Origin of the sequence: Lentimicrobium sp. L6 (assembly GCF_013166655.1) — a bacterium.
Classification (GTDB): Bacteria; Bacteroidota; Bacteroidia; order Bacteroidales; family UBA12170; genus UBA12170.
In genome coordinates this window covers 1-18,318 of record NZ_JABKCA010000090.1, presented here as the reverse complement: position 1 = coordinate 18,318, position 18,318 = coordinate 1, and the positions used below count along the sequence as shown (strand labels likewise).

Here is an 18,318-nt window from a genome sequence, read left to right as displayed (position 1 = left end):
AGCCATAATGCCTTATTCTGGTAAATCCTGGCGGTAATATATGTTGACAAAACAAGCGTAAAAAGTCTTCTCCTTTCGGGGATGATATTTGTTTTTGATAGTCTTTGTTATAATCGGTCCAAGTGAACACTACGTTTTTATGAAGTGATTTTATGTAATGGCAAATTCACCAAGCATGCAAAAGGCAAGAAGACAGATGTAAAAGATTCCAGATGGATTCAAAAATTACATTCTTTAGGCTTATTAACAAGCAGTTTTCTACCAGATGAGACTACAGAAACACTTAGGACTTATTGTCGACAAAGAATAAATCTAATTCATCAATCTTCAGCAGCTTCTCGTAAGATGCAGAAATATCTAAAATTTCTAAATTTCAGACTTGATGTGGTAGTTAAGGATGTTTGTGGTCTTACTGGCTTAAGAATAATAGAAGATATTTGTAAAGGAAATCTAGATCCTGCTTCATTAGCGGAGCATAGACATTATAATTGCAGAAAATCGAAAGAAGAGATTTCAAAAGCACTACATGGCAATAATCGAGAAGACTTCTTATTTGGATTAATGCAAGAATTTGAATCTTATCAGTTTTTTCAAAAACAAATAAAAGCATGTGACCGAAAGATTCAAAAATTTGTAAATACTGCACTTAAAAAAACTCCGAAGAAACTCAAGCTAAAAACAAATGATAAACCATATAAGCGTCTGAATAAAAATGCTGTTGATATTAAAAACTTTAATCAGGTAGCTTATCAATATTTTAATGGAGTAGATTTGTTAGCGATTGAAGGAGTTAGTCATGCAACAATATTGAGTTTGATGAGTGAAATAGGCCCAGATGGTTTCAGTAAATTTAAGACATCAAAAGAATTTGTTTCCTGGCTTAGGCTTGCTCCCAATAATAAAATATCAGGAGGGAAAGTCCTTTCTTCAAGAATCCCCAAAGGGAGTAATAGATTAAAAATAGCATTAAGACAAGCAGCCAATGCCATAGGAAATTTAAAAGATACTGATTTGTCAGATTTTTTCAGGAGGATAGCCTATAGAAAAGGGAGGCAAGCTGCAGTAAGTGCAACAGCACGTAAATTGGGAGTAATCATTTGGACAATGATTACAAAAAAAGTACCCTATAAGCCATCGAGGGAATATCTCTTTCTCGATCAAAAAAGAAAACTTGGTATAGTAAACCGTATTCAAAAACAAATCACTAAATTTGAGCTTTCAAAGGAAAACTTTGAATTTGTAACAGTCTAATTATCAATACTAATTTTTGACGTTAGTCAGAATTGCTTTCGGGTGTCCCATTGACGAAAACAAGAAAATAAGCATCAAATAATTCTCTCAGTAACTTTCCTAAATATTTTGAACAAAACGATATCGTTTCTCACAACATTTGTTTTTTCTACTCAAATTGTTCAAGAAGTTTTAATGTTTTACCTGAACATATAATAGTGAAAAAATATAGTGGTAGAGGTGATATGTAATCCCTAATGCCAACCCAATTTAAACAACTCCTGCTGATCCACTATTTTCCCAACAGGATATACATCTTTCTTGGGATCCATATATGGTGTTTTGGCATAAAACCACATGCATTGCATCCAATGGTTTTTGGCCAGCTCTGGATTTTCTTCTTTCCATGTATTAAACTCATCCATTAGCGAAGGGTTTTCAGCAATCATCTCTCTAGCCATTTTTTCCATCACATAGGTTTCGGCATATTCTTTTCGCTCCATAGAGGAATTGAAGAATCCCCAAGAAACCAAAGAATTATCAGCTTTAGGTTCGAGTAGATAAACGATAACTTTGAGTGCCCTTTGCCTCACAGGAATAACCATAGCTCCAGCTTCAAACTTCTGAGTGGCCTTTACATCTACCATATCGAAGGAGCGAAGATTTTGGTGGCTTTCAAAAGAAGAGTTCCCCCATTTCTGATTGCTAAACTTATAGGTTTCTATTTCCACATCCATAGCTTCTTTGCTGATCTTATACTCTATACCATGGTTTTTAATGATGTTTTGCACTTCTTCATATTCCACCGGAATAATATAAGCTATGGGTAGCTCCACTTGCTCTATGGGCTTTGGCTTCTCGAATAGTATTAAATCAAAAGTTATTGGCTCTTGGGAATACTGAAACCAATCTCCGCCCGTTAAATCACTCTTCACCACCTCATATTCCATCCCCAAGAAATCTACATAACTAGTATCATTATAATCCACGTCGTATTTAATGGTCAATTTCTGAATTCCTTTTTTGTAAGAACTCATCATGGCATCGGCATTTTTATTTAAAGACTTTAGCTTCTTATGGTGCTTATTCATGGTTTCCAAAGTGGAAATAATCATCTCTTTGGTGGCATAAACTCTAGGTTTATAGGGCTTAAGCATATGAGTTTCTATGAGTAAGCCAATTCGGTTTTGCAAAGCAGTATAGCCCTGAGAAATCATAGGTGTTCCAACACTTCTTACCAATCCACTTCTCGGGTCGTGCCAATTCATAAAGGTGACATAAGGGAAAATGGGGGCGCCTTTTTGTTTCATGGATTCAACCAAATATGGATTATAAACCTCCTCAGTAAATTCCGTTAATCCTTCATCCATATTACCAAAAGTCTCCATAGCATAAGTGGCTACATATTGATAATCGGCACCATCGGTGGTATGACAATCAATAAATAAATCAGGCAAGTATTCATTAAATATCTTTAGCCATGCCTTCATTTCTGGGCTATCGGCTTTCATATAATCGCGATTTAGATTCAGATTTAGGCTATTGGCTCTCCAACCCATTTCCTTTGGCCCATTTTGATTGATTCGATTATAAGGACTCATTCTCGCCAATCCATCCACATTAAATGATGGTATAAAGAGGATACTCACCTTGTTTAGAAGGTCTAAATTCTTTTGGTGAATCACCATATCGCGAAGCAATAGGAAAGTAGCATCGGTTCCATCGGGTTCTCCTGCATGAATTCCAGCTTGAATAAAAAGAATCAACCTGCCACTACTCTTAATATCCCTAGCAGTACTAAGGCCTTCCTTATCAATAATCAACAATGGAATAGCTCTGTTCTGAGGACTATAGCCCATTTCCTGATAGTTTATCATAGGACTTTCTTCGGCTAAAGCCTTTGAGAAAGCCATACACTCCTCGTAAGTAACAGTTTCTAAATAGTCTGATATTTCAAATTTGGTTTGCCAATCGGTACTTTGAGCCATTAAAGGCACTTGAAATAGGATAAAGAGGAAGAGGGCTAATAATCGCATGGTTTTTATTTTCAAAGTTATAAAGTTTTTAGAATTTCGTAGCTTCGCAGTCTAATTTAGTATGACAGCACCTTCTACCCATTAAACACACAATATGAGAATAATATATACCCTAGGTTTCCTATTTATTTTTTGGAGTCTCTCGGCACAAGATACCATTCAGATAATGCAGTACAATTTGCTCAATTACGGAAACTACTATGGCGATTGCACTACAAGTAACAATAATGTGAATAGCAAAAATGGCCACTTAAGAACCATCATTGACTATGTGAAACCAGATATTTTTACTGTGAATGAGCTATCAGATAATACTACTTATCATCAAATGATACTCGATCAGGTATTAAATACCGATGGTGTGGATTATTATAGAAAAGCGGTTTCCTTTAATGCGGCAGATAGCTATATCGTAAACATGTTATATTTCAATAAGAATAAATTGGCTCTATATTCTCAAGATGTGGTTTATTCTGCCATTAGAGATATAGATGTTTTTACACTTTATTATAAAGCAGCAGATTTAGGCATTACCCACGATACTGCTTTTATAACTTGCTTTGTAGCTCATTTAAAAGCTGGGAATTCAGACAGCGATGCCAGTAAAAGAGCAGGTATGGTGGCCTCAGCCATGACTTATATCCGAACTCACGATTTACCAGAGAATATGTTGTTTATGGGCGATTTAAATCTTTATACTAGTGAAGAACAAGCCTATACCAATTTAACCTATACCTATAATGGAATCCGGTATTTCTACGATCCCATTAATCAAGAAGGTAATTGGAATAATAATTATTCATACCGACACGTACACACTCAAAGCACTCATGGTAATAATTCCAATTGCTTTAGCTCTGGAGGATTAGACGATCGTTTTGATTTTATAATGTCTACAGCCTCACTATTGGAAGGGACCAATAAAATGAAACTCTTGACCGATACTTATCACCCCCTAGGAAACGATGGGGAGCATTTTAATGGTAGTATAACAGATTCTCCTACCAATACTTCTGCACCAATTAATGTGATTAATGCACTTTATGGAATGTCGGATCACCTACCTATTCTAGTGCAAATAGAAGTGGATGCTGTGCTTGGAACTCCAGAACAAGTTTCTAACATCAACTCCATCCAGCTCAGGTATATGAATGCTCAAAGTCTTCAATATACCATAGGTTTAGAACAGGCTCAAAAGCTAAAAATCCTCATTTACGATATCTTTGGAAGGCAAAAACTATCTTTTACAGACTCCTCCAATCAGGCTTTACTTTCGGGGATGGTGGATATTAGCAAGCTAAATCAAGGTTTTTACTTGTTTGTAGTCGTTGATGAAAATGGCAGAAAGTCAACCACCAAATTCATAAAAAAATAAGTATATTAGTCTTTTATAAGAAACTAGCTAATGAAGAAGATATATTTCATGCGTCATGGTAAGGCTGAAGATGGATATGGAAAGTCCGACTTTGAAAGAGAACTGGTAGATAAAGGCAGGAAGAAAACGGCTAAAGTTGCTCAGTTTTTGAAATCCAAATCGGTGAAACCAGAACGTGTTTTGGTAAGCATGTCACAACGAACAGTTGAAACTGCAGCACTTGTATGTAAACATTTAGATATACATAGTTCTTTGGTGACAGAAGAAAAAGGTTTGTACTTGGCTTCCACAAATTCCATTCTCGATGTGATATATTGTGTAAATGATGATGTGAACGAAATCATGATTTTAGGTCATAATCCTGGATTAAGCAGTATCGCCACTTATTTATGCAAAGATGAAATAGATTGGATGCCTACCTCTGCAGTGGTTGGTATTGAATTTAAAATCGACAGATGGAATGAAATCAATTCCAAGCCAGGCAAACTTTTGTTTTACACCAAACCATCTGATTTATAGATTTATAAAACCACACCCTTTGAATTTAACAGACATTAGACAACACCTTCATCAATATCCTGAGCTTTCTCATCAAGAATATGAAACCAGTAGATTTATAGAAAGCATCATGGTTCCACTGAATCCTGATCAGATAATTCACATTGGAGAATTTTCAAAAGTCTATGTTTTCGATTCTGGAAAACCTGGTTCAAGTATTATTTTTAGAGCCGATATGGATGCACTTCCCATACAAGAGCGAAACGAACTGTCTTATCAATCAGAAAATAAAGGCGTAGCACATCTTTGTGGGCATGATGGACATAGTACCATATTGATAGGATTTGCAAGGAGGATAGCAGAAAATAGACCGAGCCACGGAAAAGTAGCACTTCTCTTTCAGGCAGCAGAAGAAACAGGAATGGGAGCAAAAGAAGTCATGGAAAGTAAAGAATTCCTAGCTTTAAATGCCGACTATATTTTTGGATTGCACAATATTCCAGGTTATGCTTTGCACCAAGTTTTGCTAAAACCAGGAAGCTTTGCAGCAGCCAGCAAAGGAATGAAGCTAAAACTAAAAGGCAAAACTTGTCATGCCGCTGAGCCAGAAAAAGGAATCAATCCCGCTTTGGCCATGGCTGATATTACTCATCAACTTCACAAACTCATCCAACAAAAACAACTTTTTCAGAATTTAAGCCTTATCACCTTTATCTATTCCAGATTGGGAGAAATAGCATTTGGGACCTCCCCTGGTTTTGCCGAAATGGGCTTTACCTTGCGTGCCTTTGAGAATAAAGACATGGCCCTTTTAATTGAAAAAGCAGAGCACATCATCCAGAATATTTGCAAGAATCATGCTTTGGATTTTGAGATCGAATATTTAGAAGAATTCCCAGCTACTGTTAATGATGAAGAAGCCATCAATATTATTGAGCAAGCTGCTATCCACAAGAATTTAAGTATTTCCCATATTCCTGAATCCATGCGCTGGTCAGAAGATTTTGGCTACTATAATCAAAAAATTAGAGGAGGATTTTTTGGATTAGGATCTGGCGAAAACCATGCTGAGCTTCATCATCATAATTTCGACTTTCCCGATGACTTGATTGAGACCGGGGTAAGTTTGTTTGAGGAGATTTATAGAAGTGTTTTAGATAATACCAACTCCTAAGAAGCAAATAAACAAAGGTCACTGAGTGGAATTAAAGTGACATTAGATCTTATCAAAGAGGCTTCAACTTTGCTCAACGACCATTTCCAACCCTATTCAGCTATTATCCTAATCGAGCTTCAACGTTCATGTCTCCTTCATTTTTACTATATTTGTGCTATACATCAAAACCAAGTCAATGGCTGGAGGAGCAATGCAACATATGGTTTCTAGTTTTAAGAGAAATAGATCTCTTTTACGAGCTACTTCCTCAAAAAAGAAACGAATTCTTAGTACCGTGGGTAAGGCTGAGAGTAAAACGAAATCTTCTTTCAGTAAAACTATCCCTTCTAGAATAAGCTTTCTTCTAGAATCTAGGAAGGAAGGTCAAAAACACAAAATCGTGCTATTATTGATAATCTTCATTGTATTCTCTATAGTTTTGGCCATAACATTAAATGATAATTAGCTATTATAGCATCTCTACTAGGTAAACAAAATTCTCCTTTAGGATTCCTCCATGAATACTAATTATTGATTTTAGAATATCATTTTTGCACAGTATTGTCACAAGGATTAAACAGCCCAATCGCCCCAGCCTCGAATATAGTAATTGCCACTTTCTTCATGATATTGAACAGTCACATTAACTCTTCTACTATCACTTCCCCAGTGAGTGATTGGTGGTCCCGTTTCATTATTCCAACCTTCTTGTTCATGAAGCATGATAGTAGTGCCATCGTCCAACAGAATACCCAAGCGATATTCATTCCAATATAAGTTTGGAATACTTAAATCCATATTTACCGATTGCCCTGGAGCCAATACAGTTCCTGTGGGTAATATATTGCCTGTCCAATCTCCTATGGGTCCAGCATCAGCCTCACCAGCATTTCCATGAGGGCGCATCTCAACAATGGTTATCGAAACTTCAGAATTTTCATCATTTGCGAATTCCACATGTAGTATGCTATTTGTTACAACGGGTTCGTCTCCTTCATCTTTCTCACAACCCGACATAGAGCTCAAGAGTAAAAAGGCAGGAAGCATTAGTATTAAAAATATCTTTTTCATAGCTTTATCATTTATAAGTAAAGATAAAAAACCTTTAGTTGAGAAAGAGAGTCTAACTTCTTTCTGGTTTAATTGAATACATATTCGTGCAAAGTGAAGTTGTTTTTGAATTTCGTTTTGGTTTAGACTTTATTAATTGGCACTCACACTAACAAAACCTGTATATTGATTCTGTTTAACTTTTAAAGTGATAGAGTCAATGTCTTTATTACCTAAAATATATGGATAATAAAAATCATCCCAATATTCTTGAAGATGTAACATAGACACATAAAGGCTATCTGAAAAAACGCCCAATCTGAATTCACAGGCCTTGTTTTTTGGAATATTAATGTAATAATCTTGTGTTTCACTTGGAAATATGGCTTGACCTACACCCATGAGAGATTCTGACCATTCCTCATGATCAATACGAACTTCAATGGCTGTAATATACACATTTGATTCTGGGCTGCTGGTCACAAAAACGTGTGTTGTTTTTTGTTCAGGTTCGACCGCTACTTCTCTTTCATCTTTTTTACAAGCTGTAAATATCAGACCAAACAAAAGAGCCGAAAGCAACAGAGGATAAGTAAACGATTTCATAGGTGTGATATTTAATAAAGTGTAAAGATAATGGCTTTTAAGAATGATTATGCATCTATAATTGATTTTATATCTATAGCTCTTTCTTCATCAAAATCGAGCATAGCATTAATCATCATAAAATGGGTGAATTGATCTAAATCACTTACTTTTATTTCAGATTCCTCTACGATGCCTTCATCTAAAAGAAACTCTCTTTGCGTACCTAATAATAGCGGAGTACTTGGGGTAAGCCAGTTCTCATTTTTATCCCTAAAAATCAAATTACTATAGGTAGTATCTGTAATAAAACCATTTTTAACCATGATAATTTCGGAGGAGGATAAAAAGCCTGATTTGAGTTTATTAAATTGTTGACGGTCTTCGAATTTGTGATCATAAATTATCTGAGTATCTACAAGATGGAAAGAGTCAATCCTTCTTTCTTGATAATGCTCAAACTCAATTTTACTCACTTGCTCATCATACAAAACCCTACACTTTACTTTTCCCTTTCGTAACTCCTCAGGAATTTTCAAAACCTCCTCTAAATAAATATCTCCCATAGCACACATCATTTGATGGCGTGATCTATTCATTCGCTCATTATGATAGCTTAGGCGTTTTGCTTGGCCATTATGTATTTGTATGGTTTCTAGTAATTTCATATTGCAATTCAACACTAAGTAATGAAGCCTTTTTGTTAATAAATAATTCTTAGACCTTTTGTTAAATATTCATTGTACAGTTTCAGAAATAATCTTAAAAAGCTCAGAATGCTTTTGCCAAAAGAAATTCTTTTCTTGACTTATACGATACCTATTATTCGAGAAAGCACTTTAATTAGTAACATCTAAATAATAATCATAAACATAGATGCTTCTTTCTTCGAATACCTTCTCTATAGGATAGACTTGCACAAAAATAGCATTTTTCGACTTTATAATAACCTCGATTATTAAACCATTGCCACAGAAAGTCAATGATACATTAGATTTGAATTATAATCGAGCTGAGGTTTAAAATACTAATCCATACACTTCACCCCATAAATTCTAAACTTCACAGTTTTCTGTTTGCTAAAAGGAGCTTCTGCATATACTTTTGAGCCATAAACAATATAAAACAAACATCATGAAAACTTTCACCCTAACTTTAGCAATGGTATTCATCGCCACCTTTTCCTTCGCACAATTCTCAAAAGCACAAAGACCAGATTCTTGCTGCTATAAAACAGAGGACCTTCGAGCTTCCATTTATATGAGCTCACCAGATATGGTCAATGTAGAAGTGGCCAAAGAGATAGGTGATAAAGTCATTATCAGAGTAAAAGAGAATTATAAAACCTTATACAGAAAGAGCTATAAGTCTTGGGCTTTGGTAGATGCTAAATATGATATATCAAAATTCCCTGAAGGAGAATATACCTTTGAAATTATCAAAGATAGAAAAGTCGTTTATTCACAAACCATTAATAATACTGCAAATGAAGCATTATCTATCAGATAGTGCTTCTTACAACTTTTTAGCGGTTCTTTGAAATATGGAAAGCCTAAACAGAATTCATACCTTTGAAAAATAATAGAGATGAAGAACCCATCTCCAAATAATAATGAAAGAAGGAATTAAGCTAAATAAGACATTGAGGTATGGCTACGGCCTTGTATTGGGTATTGCGTTTAACTTTAATATGGATATCGTATTTAGTTTGCTTTACTCCAATTATCGTCTATTGCGCCCATTCGAAGAGTATGTGGCAGCTATTTTCCTGAGTTATTTAGTTTTTGAAACCTTATTCATTGTCAATCGCTTTTTGAGCAGACGGTTTACCTGGGATAAAGACTTGATCAAAAGGCTGAGTTACCAATCTTTATTAGATTTCATGATTGCTATTGGTTTGGTGATGGGAATAAAATGGGGATTCAGATGGGTTCAACAAGATAATAGCTTCGTTTCCTTGCAAGATGAAACTACCCAATCTATTGTCATTCTGATCATCATTCTTGGATTTACAGTTGGTGAGATGAGCATATTCCTGCTTAATAAATGGAGATTTAGTCTGGCAGAACTGGAACGTTTCAAAAAGAAAAATGCAGAATACCGATTCGAGTTATTGAGGTCGCAACTCAACCCTCACTTTTTGTTCAATAGCCTCAATACGCTTTCCTCTTTGGTATACAAGAATCAAGAGAATGCCAGCCTTTTCATTAGGAAACTCTCCGACGTATATCGCTATATTCTCGATCAAAGAGATAAAGAAGTAGTACCACTGGAAACAGAAATCAACTTTGCAGCGTCCTATATCATGCTGATGCAATTGCGATTTGAAAAGAATCTAAATGTTAATTTGGAGGCTATGAAGTTGGCTGAAAAATATCTTATTGCACCATTAACTTTGCAATTATTGATTGAGAATGCAATTAAACATAATATAGTATCGAAGAGTAAACCGCTACAAATTGATATATTTACAGCTGGAGGATATTTATGGGTGAAGAATAATATGCAGCCCAAAACTTATAAAGAAGACAGTCATGAAATGGGCTTAAAAAATATTGATAGCAGATATGCTTTTTTAACTGATAAAAAGATAGAAATAGAAAATGACGGAATCACATTTATGGTGAAAATCCCATTATTAAACACAGTAAAATAATGAAAGTATTAATTATTGAAGACGAACCTCATGCACAATATGAGCTTCAGCGTTTATTGACTGAAAGCAACAGAGATATTGAAGTGCTCAGCTGCATAGATAGTGTGGAGGATGCGGTGGATTATATTAATACTACACCAGGCATTGATCTCATGTTTTTCGACATTCAGCTTTCCGATGGTTTGAGCTTCGAAATCTTTAATCATATTGAGGTAAAAGCTCCTATAGTTTTCACAACCGCCTACGATGAATATGCCATTAGAGCTTTTAAAGTCAATAGCATCGATTATTTACTAAAACCCGTAAAACAAGAAGATTTAAATGCTGCATTAGAGAAATATGATTCCTTACATACTCAGCAGAAGCCAGAGAATTCTGTGTTTCAGATGGAGCAGATTCAGCAGCTTTTGACTTTAAACCAGAATAAATATAAATCTAGATTTCTGACCCGAATGGGCGAACAGATAAAGTATATCGACATTGAAGACGTGGCCTATTTTGTAGCCGAAGACAATGAAGTATTATTGGTAAACAAAGAAGGACACCGATATTTTATCAATCACTCTTTAGATCACTTAAGCAGCCTACTCAATCCCGACTCTTTTTACCGCATCAACAGATCTTATTATGTTCAATTGTGGGCCATCAAAAAGATAAGCAAATATTTCAATAGCAGACTCCTCATTGAACTGGAACCGAAAACCGAAGATCAAGTACTTATCAGTAGAGCCAAAGTAAATGACTTTTTAAACTGGATAGATAAATGATAAAGCCATTTTACATAAAGATGATTTGGGGAATTTTAGCCCTTTTACTTTTTGCATCTTGCAATAGAGTGGTTTTGGTGGTGGATGATGTCCCAGGAAATACACCCTTGGGCGATCCGATTTATTTGGCCGGAAATTTTAATATGTGGAGTCCAGGAGAGGAGCGCTACGAACTAAGACTCGACCAAGATTCTAATTATTACTTTTCTTTGCCAGCTGGTTTTGGAGAGGTGGAATACAAGTTCACAAGAGGAAACTGGGCCACTGTAGAAAAAGGAATTTGTGGCGAAGAGATAGTAGATAGGACGATAGTAGTAAATGATGGAGACACAGTATATCACAGTATTGAAAGCTGGGGTGACCTTAATCCAATAAACTGTCCTCGCTGTGTGCTTTTAATAGATATGTTACCATCCAATACTCCAAAAAACGATATTATAGCCATTGCCAGTGACCTTAATTCTTGGAATCCTAATGAGGCTTCCATAGCTAGAAGAACTGCAAATGGTCAATTATATGTGGAGATAGAAAGACCTGAGGGTGTCAATAGCATGGAGTATAAAATTACTCGTGGTGATTTGTCCAACTCTGAAGCTGATGAATATGGCCAAGAAATCCCTAATCGTCTCTTGAAATTTGGCGAATCAGACACTTTAGTTGTCACTGTAGATTCTTGGGTGGATTTACCATTAAGTTCTCCAGATAGGGTGACCATAATAATTAAAAATCTTCCAAAGCTTACACCTAAAAATGAGCCCATCTATTTAGCCAGCAAACTTAATTCTTGGACGGCAGGAGATAGGAGCTGTCAGTTTCAAAAAAACAGAAAAGGACAGCTTTATTATTCCTTCCCAAGAATGAAAATGTATTTGGATTATAAGATTACTCGGGATGGATGGTATACTGTAGAAGTAGATCGAAATGGCTATGATATTGACAACCGTCAAATCAATTTAGAGTTTGCCGATACCATTTATATTGATGTTCAAAGGTGGAAAGATCAAGAAGATATTGGAAGTAATACGATTACTTTAGTATTGGATAAGATTCCAGAATCAACACCAGTAGGCGCCAATATTTATATTGCAGGAGCTTTTAATAATTGGAACCCAGGAAGACTTCGCTATATGTTTAAGCAAGATGAGGATGGAAAATACTATGTGAATATAGCCAGAAAAAGAGGTGACTTTGAGTTTAAAATCACACGTGGTTCGTGGGAAAGCATTGCCTTGGATGAATATGGTGCAGAGCTTCCAACCTATGGCTTTAACTATAGTGATTTCGATACTTTAATCATTAAACCAGAAATAAAAAACTGGAAAGACCTGCCCATTTTAAGTGGAAATAGGGTGGTGAAAATTATTCTAAACTCAGTTCCAGATAACACAGAGGAGGGTGAGAAAATATATTTAGCCTCCGATAAAAATGGTTGGGACCCGGAAGATAAAAATCAAGTTTTCGAGCCCCAAGAAGATGGTAAATATTATATCACCGTTCCTTACCAAGGGGAAAGTATGAGTTATAAAATAACCAAAGGAGGTTGGGGAAAAGTAGAAAAAGATAGCTCTGGAAATGATATCGAAAACCGAGTGCTAAACTTTGGTTTTTCTAATGAAGTAAGGATAGATGTAGCTAGTTGGGGCTGGTAATTATCTTTAATTATCCTCCTGTATTCCTGCATTATATATTCCAATATCAGTACTTTGCAACATAGAAACAGAACCAGATTTAGGAGGATTTCCTTCTATAATATTTACCCCACCCCAAAAGAGTAATAAGATTAAGAAAATACCCGAACCTAACTTAAGTGTTTTACCCTACTTTAAATCCACTAAGTTCGTTTACCATAGTATTCTTATCTTTACCTCAAATTTTAACATACACACCATGAAACGAATTTTCATACTTTTTTTATTATTAGGCCTAGTTTGGCAAGTTAATGCGCAACATTCCAATGTTATTATTGCACAAGGAAATGGCCTTAGCGAGCCTTCTATATTTGTAGATCCGAATAATCCAGATCATCTGGTAGCAGGCGCTATAATCGATAAATACTATGTTTCTAATGATGGAGGAGCCAATTGGAGTGGTGGTTCCTTAAACTCTAGTCATGGCGTATGGGGTGACCCATGTTTGATAGTGGATGGCAATGGAGATTATTATTATTTCCACCTTTCGAATCCTAGTAATGGCAGCTGGATTGATAGAATTGTATGTCAGAAGTCAACTGATGGAGGACTCACCTGGACCGATGGAAATTATATGGGATTAAATGGAAGTAAAGCACAGGATAAACATTGGGCAGTAGTCGACTATACTAATAATAATATTTATGTGACATGGACGCAGTTTGATAATTATGGAACCAGTAATCCTTTAGATTTTTCGAATATATTGTTCTCGAAATCAACTGATAATGGAGAATCTTGGACCGATGCCATACAGATAAATCAAATCTCAGGGGATTGTGTTGATGAAGGAAACACTACAGAAGGTGCTGTTCCTGCAGTTGGACCTAATGGAGAAATATATGTGAGTTGGGCAGGACCAGCAGGATTGGTTTTTGATAAGTCCTTAGATCAAGGAGAAACTTGGTTGGAGGAGGACATCTATGTTTCTGATATTCCGGGGCCAGGTTGGGCCTTTGATATCCCCGGAATTAGCCGATGTAATGGACTCCCCATCACTTGCTGCAACCTTTCTGAAACAGAATATAATGGTGATATTTATATCAACTGGAGCGATCAAAGAAATGGTGCCGATGATACTGATGTTTGGTTCATCAAATCTACTGATGGTGGTGAGACATGGGGAGAACGCAAAAGAGTTAATGATGATCCACCAGGGAAACAACAATTCTTTACTTGGATGACTGTAGATCAGGTAACGGGATATATTTGGTTTGTTTTCTATGACAGACGAGCTTATGAAGATTCAAACACAGATGTTTATATGGCTGTTAGTACCGATGGAGGAGAGAGTTTCTTGAATTTTAAGATTAGTGAGACTCCATTTCTTCCTTACTCTAGTACTTTCTTTGGCGATTATAATAATATCTCTGCCCATAATAATATGGTTCGCCCCATCTGGACTCGCCTAGAAGGAAGTTCGCCAAAGATAATGACTGCATTGGTCAACGAACATATTATTGGGGAAGAAGAGTTGGAAACCATTCCTTTCAGTTTGCAGCAAAACAGTCCAAATCCCTTTGATGAAAGCACTTATATTTCTTTTAAATTAAGAAGTTCTGAGGAGGTTACCCTTGCTGTTTATGATATGTATGGAAGAGCAGTCTCTGTTCTAGTAAATCATGAGCAAATGAATAGAGGTAAATACACCTATCATTTCAACGCTTACGATTATAATTTGAGTTCAGGAGTTTATTATTTCTCTTTGGTTTCTGGAAATCATAAGCTAGAAAAGAAGATGCTATTGCTGAAATAGTTTTTTTTACCTTTATATCAAAGAGGTCTGCTGAAAGGTGTATTTTCGGTAGGCCTCTCTTTTCCAGGGCAAACGCGTACTTTAATTTTTCTAATTATTTTTAACAAAGCTAACGCGGATTTGGTGTGATTTAAATACATTCCTTAATGTTAATATTTTCCCACGGAAAACATTTCCGCGCCAGCATTATACCTATAGATTAAACTATTTTCATCTAAAAATAGCTTTTTAACAAAGTATGCGTTTGTCCTGCTCTCTTTTCTTCATTATTGTAGAGTATGATACTTTTTTCGTAATCATAATATGTAGTTTTATAGTTTTTTACCAAGATGATAATATTTAGAATGATTTCATGTTTTGTAATGGTGTTAGATTAATAAAACGAGTATGTTGTTGCTAATCAGTTTCTGTTTTGGATAAAAAAAGTTGTATAACCTATGTTTTTTTTGAAGAGGAAAAATAGGTAAAACACCCGTAATTATTGGTCATACAAGATATTATTTGAACTTTTGATTATAATATTATCTTTGTAGGCTATATTGTTACAAATAGATTGAGAATTTAATTGTTCAGCCATCATATGGTGGTCTGAGTAGAATCTGTGGCTTGAAAACCACCATCATTGAAAACTAAAGTACAGTTTATGAAACGTGATTTAATTGATATTTTAAAGATTGTCAGAACGATACTGATAAAAGACGGAGTGAAGAGTTTAAAGCTAAAAAATGTATCTGATAAATCTGGATTATCAATTGAGGAACTAAAAAAACATTTTAAAGACGATAAGGAATTAATTACCAAATTATTAGAATTTGAGCGTCATGCCTTTATTGAGATCTTTCAAGAGAACGATTTTGAAGGTGTAAATGCCATAGATATCATGATGTTTGTGGGTAAGCAACTATCCGACAAGTATGATTATATTACTCCATCCTATTCTTCGGATATTAGGAAGCATTTCCCAGATATTTACGAGGAGCATTTTCAATCTAGAACCGACTTTATTTTCGAAAAAATTCGTATCAACCTGACCAAGGGAATCAGCCAAGGTATGTATCGATCCGATTTGAGTATTGAATTGATTTCTCGGCTCTATATCAGCCGACTGTGGGATATTCACAATGAAGATTTCTTTCCACCAGAAAAATTCTCCTTTGATACCCTCTATGAATTTATGTTCGACAATTTAATCAGTAGCATTGCCACCGAAGAAGGCTTAAAGTATTACAAGAATAAGGGTAAAAAAGCGAAGTTATAAATTGGGTATAGGTTGTTAGGTTAAATTTCTTTAATATAACAACGGCGACGTTTGTGCTGAATATGCTCGTAATTCTTCCAATTACTAATTACATTATGATTGGTTTCGAATATTCCAGTGGTCTCCATTTGGTCAATACCAGCACCTAGCATCTCATCTTGAATTTCAGAAAACAGAATAACCGCTACGCCTGCATTATCATATTCTGGAACCACACCAGTGAGGAAAAAATCCAATACCTTAGGGTTTTTCATGGCTTTAAGCACATGTGTAAATCCAAGAGGAAATAATTTTCCATTGGCTTTTTGCATGGCTTCACTTAAAGAAGGAACAGCTACCACAAAACCAACGATCCGTTCCTCTTTTTTAACCATTGCTACATATTTCGGATTGATAACCTTGAAGTACTTCTCAGCATACAAATCGATCATCTTCTCATTGAAAGGAGTCACATAGGGAAGCTTATCAAAAGCATCATTTAAAATAGCAAAGATATCTTTTACGTAAGGCTTGAGCTCGTCGGTCTTTTCAAACCTCACCACTTCAAACCCATAACGTTTTTTAATCAATTGACTTCCTCTAATCCCTTTTTGTCTAGCTCTTTCACCCAGAGTTAAACGAAACTCTACCCAATCGTTTTCTTTTCTAAAACCATATTTGTCAAGGTGAGTTTGGTAATAAGGCATATGGTATACTGAAGCCACCGAAGCCAAATGATCAAATCCTTCAATCAACATTCCTTGAGTATCAAGATTAGAGAAACCAAGAGGGCCATGGGCTTTGTTCATACCTCTTTCTTTCAACCAATTTACGGCAGTATCCATTAAGGCCTGAAAAACTTCAGCATCATCATAAAACTCCAAACGACTAAACCTTCCCAATTTCTCGTTTAGCTTTTCATTGTATTTTTTATTAATGATGGCACCAATTCTACCCACCACTTTACCCTCTTTTTTTGCCAACCAAAACTGGCTGTCACAGTAATCCATAGCTGGATTTTCTAGAGGATTGAGGGATTTGATTTCATCTTTGATAATAGGAGGAACCCAATATGCATTTCCTTTATAAATCTCGAAAGGTAATTTGGCAAAGGCCTTATAATCCGATTTGCTACTTACTTTAATAATATCTACTGACATAGGCTGGTTTTAAAACAACAAAGTTAAAAAAGCATTCGAAAAGCTTTGCTATTGAAAAAATAAAATTACAAGAGCCTTAGAAAGGTGACTATCATTGGGATTAATAGTGATATTAATGGGAAAAATGATATCCGTGCTTTATTATTCATTATTTTTGCGCAAATTAAAACTTAAAATGGACTGGAACGCAATATTATTTGCCTTTTCTCTCACTTTATTTGCTGGGTTATCGACCGGAATAGGTAGTATAATATCTTTAGTTGCTAAACGAACCAATACAGCATTTTTAACTGTATCCTTAGGTTTTTCAGCTGGCGTGATGATATATGTTTCTTTTGTTGAAATATTCCCTAAAGCTCGTGAAGAATTAGTTGCAGATATAGGTATCGTTGCAGGAAATTGGGTGACAGTATTATCTTTCTTTGGAGGAATGGCTCTGATTGCCATCATCGATAAGTTTATTCCCAATATTGAGAATCCACACGAAATTCGAAATGTGGAAGATCTAAAAACAGGAAAAAACTTACAAGACAGCGATAAGTTGATGCGAACTGGTATTTATACCGCTTTAGCTATTGGTATTCATAATTTCCCTGAGGGTTTGGCCACTTTTACTGCTGCCCTAAGAGATCCACAATTAGGTATCCCTATTGCCATAGCTATAGCTATACATAATATTCCGGAAGGAATTGCGGTTGCTGTTCCGATCTATTATGCCACTGGAAACAAGCGTAAAGCCTTTTGGTATTCTTTCCTTTCTGGTTTATCCGAACCTGTTGGAGCTCTAATAGGTTTTGCTATTCTCATGCCATTTATGAGTGCTTCCGTATTTGGAATTCTATTTGCAGGAGTAGCCGGAGTTATGGTCTTTATTTCCTTGGATGAGCTCTTGCCCTCAGCTAGAGAATATGGTGAACATCACTTAAGTATTTATGGATTAGTCGCTGGAATGATAGTGATGGCCGTTAGTTTATTGATGTTTTTATAGATCTCTTGTGTCTATTAAAAATGACTGTTTTCATTAAATGATAAGCATTTTTTATCCCAATTATATAGACCAAAAGGTTAATAATAACCTGAGTTCGGTTTTTAACTATCTGAAATTCAGTTGTTAATCGTAATAT

General features: G+C 35.5%; 18 protein-coding genes. 12 read left to right on the top strand and 6 right to left on the bottom strand.

Annotated elements, in window-relative coordinates; genetic code table 11:
• The coding region (locus tag HNS38_RS21270) for a transposase (protein ID WP_172346832.1) at positions 1–130 on the bottom strand (130 nt) is incomplete at its 3' end.
• Positions 131–144: 14 nt separating this feature from the next.
• On the opposite strand from HNS38_RS21270, the gene HNS38_RS17780 reads away from it, so the two are divergent.
• The gene (locus tag HNS38_RS17780) at positions 145–1,251 is read left to right on the top strand and encodes an IS110 family transposase (RefSeq protein ID WP_371823818.1); all 1,107 of its coding nucleotides are present in this window, start codon (positions 145–147) and stop codon (positions 1,249–1,251) included.
• A gap of 233 nt (positions 1,252–1,484) precedes the next feature.
• Here HNS38_RS17780 and HNS38_RS17775 read toward each other — a convergent pair whose 3' ends face one another.
• A complete protein-coding gene (locus HNS38_RS17775; RefSeq protein WP_216663773.1) occupies positions 1,485–3,266 on the bottom strand; it encodes a M14 family metallopeptidase in 1,782 nt (593 codons plus the stop codon).
• 94 nt (positions 3,267–3,360) lie between these two features.
• On the opposite strand from HNS38_RS17775, the gene HNS38_RS17770 reads away from it, so the two are divergent.
• The 4 genes from HNS38_RS17770 (at position 3,361) to HNS38_RS17755 (ending at position 6,761) form a co-directional block, all read left to right on the top strand.
• A complete protein-coding gene (locus tag HNS38_RS17770; protein ID WP_172283840.1) occupies positions 3,361–4,641 on the top strand; it encodes a T9SS type A sorting domain-containing protein in 1,281 nt (426 codons plus the stop codon).
• A 30-nt stretch (positions 4,642–4,671) separates the two neighbouring features.
• Entirely contained in the window at positions 4,672–5,160 is a 489-nt protein-coding gene (gene sixA / locus HNS38_RS17765) for a phosphohistidine phosphatase SixA (RefSeq protein WP_172283838.1), read from the top strand.
• Between the two features lie 19 nt (positions 5,161–5,179).
• The gene (locus tag HNS38_RS17760) at positions 5,180–6,313 is read left to right on the top strand and encodes an amidohydrolase (protein ID WP_172283836.1); all 1,134 of its coding nucleotides are present in this window, start codon (positions 5,180–5,182) and stop codon (positions 6,311–6,313) included.
• A gap of 178 nt (positions 6,314–6,491) precedes the next feature.
• A complete protein-coding gene (locus HNS38_RS17755; RefSeq protein WP_172346830.1) occupies positions 6,492–6,761 on the top strand; it encodes a hypothetical protein in 270 nt (89 codons plus the stop codon).
• A 107-nt stretch (positions 6,762–6,868) separates the two neighbouring features.
• Here HNS38_RS17755 and HNS38_RS17750 read toward each other — a convergent pair whose 3' ends face one another.
• The 3 genes from HNS38_RS17750 to HNS38_RS17740 all read right to left on the bottom strand — a co-directional run bounded on the left by HNS38_RS17750 (position 6,869) and on the right by HNS38_RS17740 (position 8,598).
• Positions 6,869–7,366, bottom strand: a complete 498-nt coding sequence (locus HNS38_RS17750; RefSeq protein WP_172283832.1) for a hypothetical protein — start codon at positions 7,364–7,366, stop codon at positions 6,869–6,871.
• 132 nt (positions 7,367–7,498) lie between these two features.
• On the bottom strand, positions 7,499–7,951 hold the full coding sequence (locus tag HNS38_RS17745; protein WP_172283830.1) for a hypothetical protein: 453 nt from the start codon (positions 7,949–7,951) through the stop codon (positions 7,499–7,501).
• 47 nt (positions 7,952–7,998) lie between these two features.
• Positions 7,999–8,598, bottom strand: coding sequence for an aminotransferase class IV (locus HNS38_RS17740; protein WP_172283828.1), 600 nt, complete (start codon positions 8,596–8,598; stop codon positions 7,999–8,001).
• A 466-nt stretch (positions 8,599–9,064) separates the two neighbouring features.
• On the opposite strand from HNS38_RS17740, the gene HNS38_RS17735 reads away from it, so the two are divergent.
• The 6 genes from HNS38_RS17735 to HNS38_RS17710 all read left to right on the top strand — a co-directional run bounded on the left by HNS38_RS17735 (position 9,065) and on the right by HNS38_RS17710 (position 16,055).
• A complete protein-coding gene (locus tag HNS38_RS17735; protein WP_172283826.1) occupies positions 9,065–9,439 on the top strand; it encodes a hypothetical protein in 375 nt (124 codons plus the stop codon).
• A 103-nt stretch (positions 9,440–9,542) separates the two neighbouring features.
• Positions 9,543–10,586 carry a sensor histidine kinase gene (locus HNS38_RS17730; protein ID WP_172283824.1) on the top strand — a complete coding sequence of 348 codons (1,044 nt, stop codon included), beginning with the start codon at positions 9,543–9,545 and terminating at the stop codon, positions 10,584–10,586.
• Positions 10,586–11,353 carry a LytTR family DNA-binding domain-containing protein gene (locus tag HNS38_RS17725; protein WP_172283822.1) on the top strand — a complete coding sequence of 256 codons (768 nt, stop codon included), beginning with the start codon at positions 10,586–10,588 and terminating at the stop codon, positions 11,351–11,353. The genes HNS38_RS17730 and HNS38_RS17725 overlap by 1 nt, the downstream gene beginning before the upstream one ends.
• The gene (locus HNS38_RS17720) at positions 11,350–13,002 is read left to right on the top strand and encodes a hypothetical protein (protein ID WP_172283820.1); all 1,653 of its coding nucleotides are present in this window, start codon (positions 11,350–11,352) and stop codon (positions 13,000–13,002) included. Before HNS38_RS17725 ends, HNS38_RS17720 begins: the two co-directional genes overlap by 4 nt.
• Before the next feature lie 238 nt (positions 13,003–13,240).
• Positions 13,241–14,797, top strand: coding sequence for a T9SS type A sorting domain-containing protein (locus HNS38_RS17715; RefSeq protein ID WP_172283818.1), 1,557 nt, complete (start codon positions 13,241–13,243; stop codon positions 14,795–14,797).
• A gap of 643 nt (positions 14,798–15,440) precedes the next feature.
• Positions 15,441–16,055 (top strand): hypothetical protein, encoded by a 615-nt coding sequence (locus HNS38_RS17710; RefSeq protein ID WP_172283816.1) that lies wholly within the window; start codon positions 15,441–15,443, stop codon positions 16,053–16,055.
• Positions 16,056–16,075: 20 nt separating this feature from the next.
• On the opposite strand, the gene HNS38_RS17705 is transcribed toward HNS38_RS17710, so the two are convergent.
• Positions 16,076–17,194: a hypothetical protein gene (locus HNS38_RS17705; RefSeq protein ID WP_172283814.1), complete on the bottom strand. Its 1,119-nt coding sequence runs from the start codon at positions 17,192–17,194 to the stop codon at positions 16,076–16,078.
• A 175-nt stretch (positions 17,195–17,369) separates the two neighbouring features.
• Between HNS38_RS17705 and zupT the strand changes: the two genes are divergently transcribed.
• The gene (gene zupT / locus HNS38_RS17700; RefSeq protein ID WP_172346829.1) at positions 17,370–18,182 is read left to right on the top strand and encodes a zinc transporter ZupT; all 813 of its coding nucleotides are present in this window, start codon (positions 17,370–17,372) and stop codon (positions 18,180–18,182) included.
• Positions 18,183–18,318 lie beyond the last annotated feature (136 nt).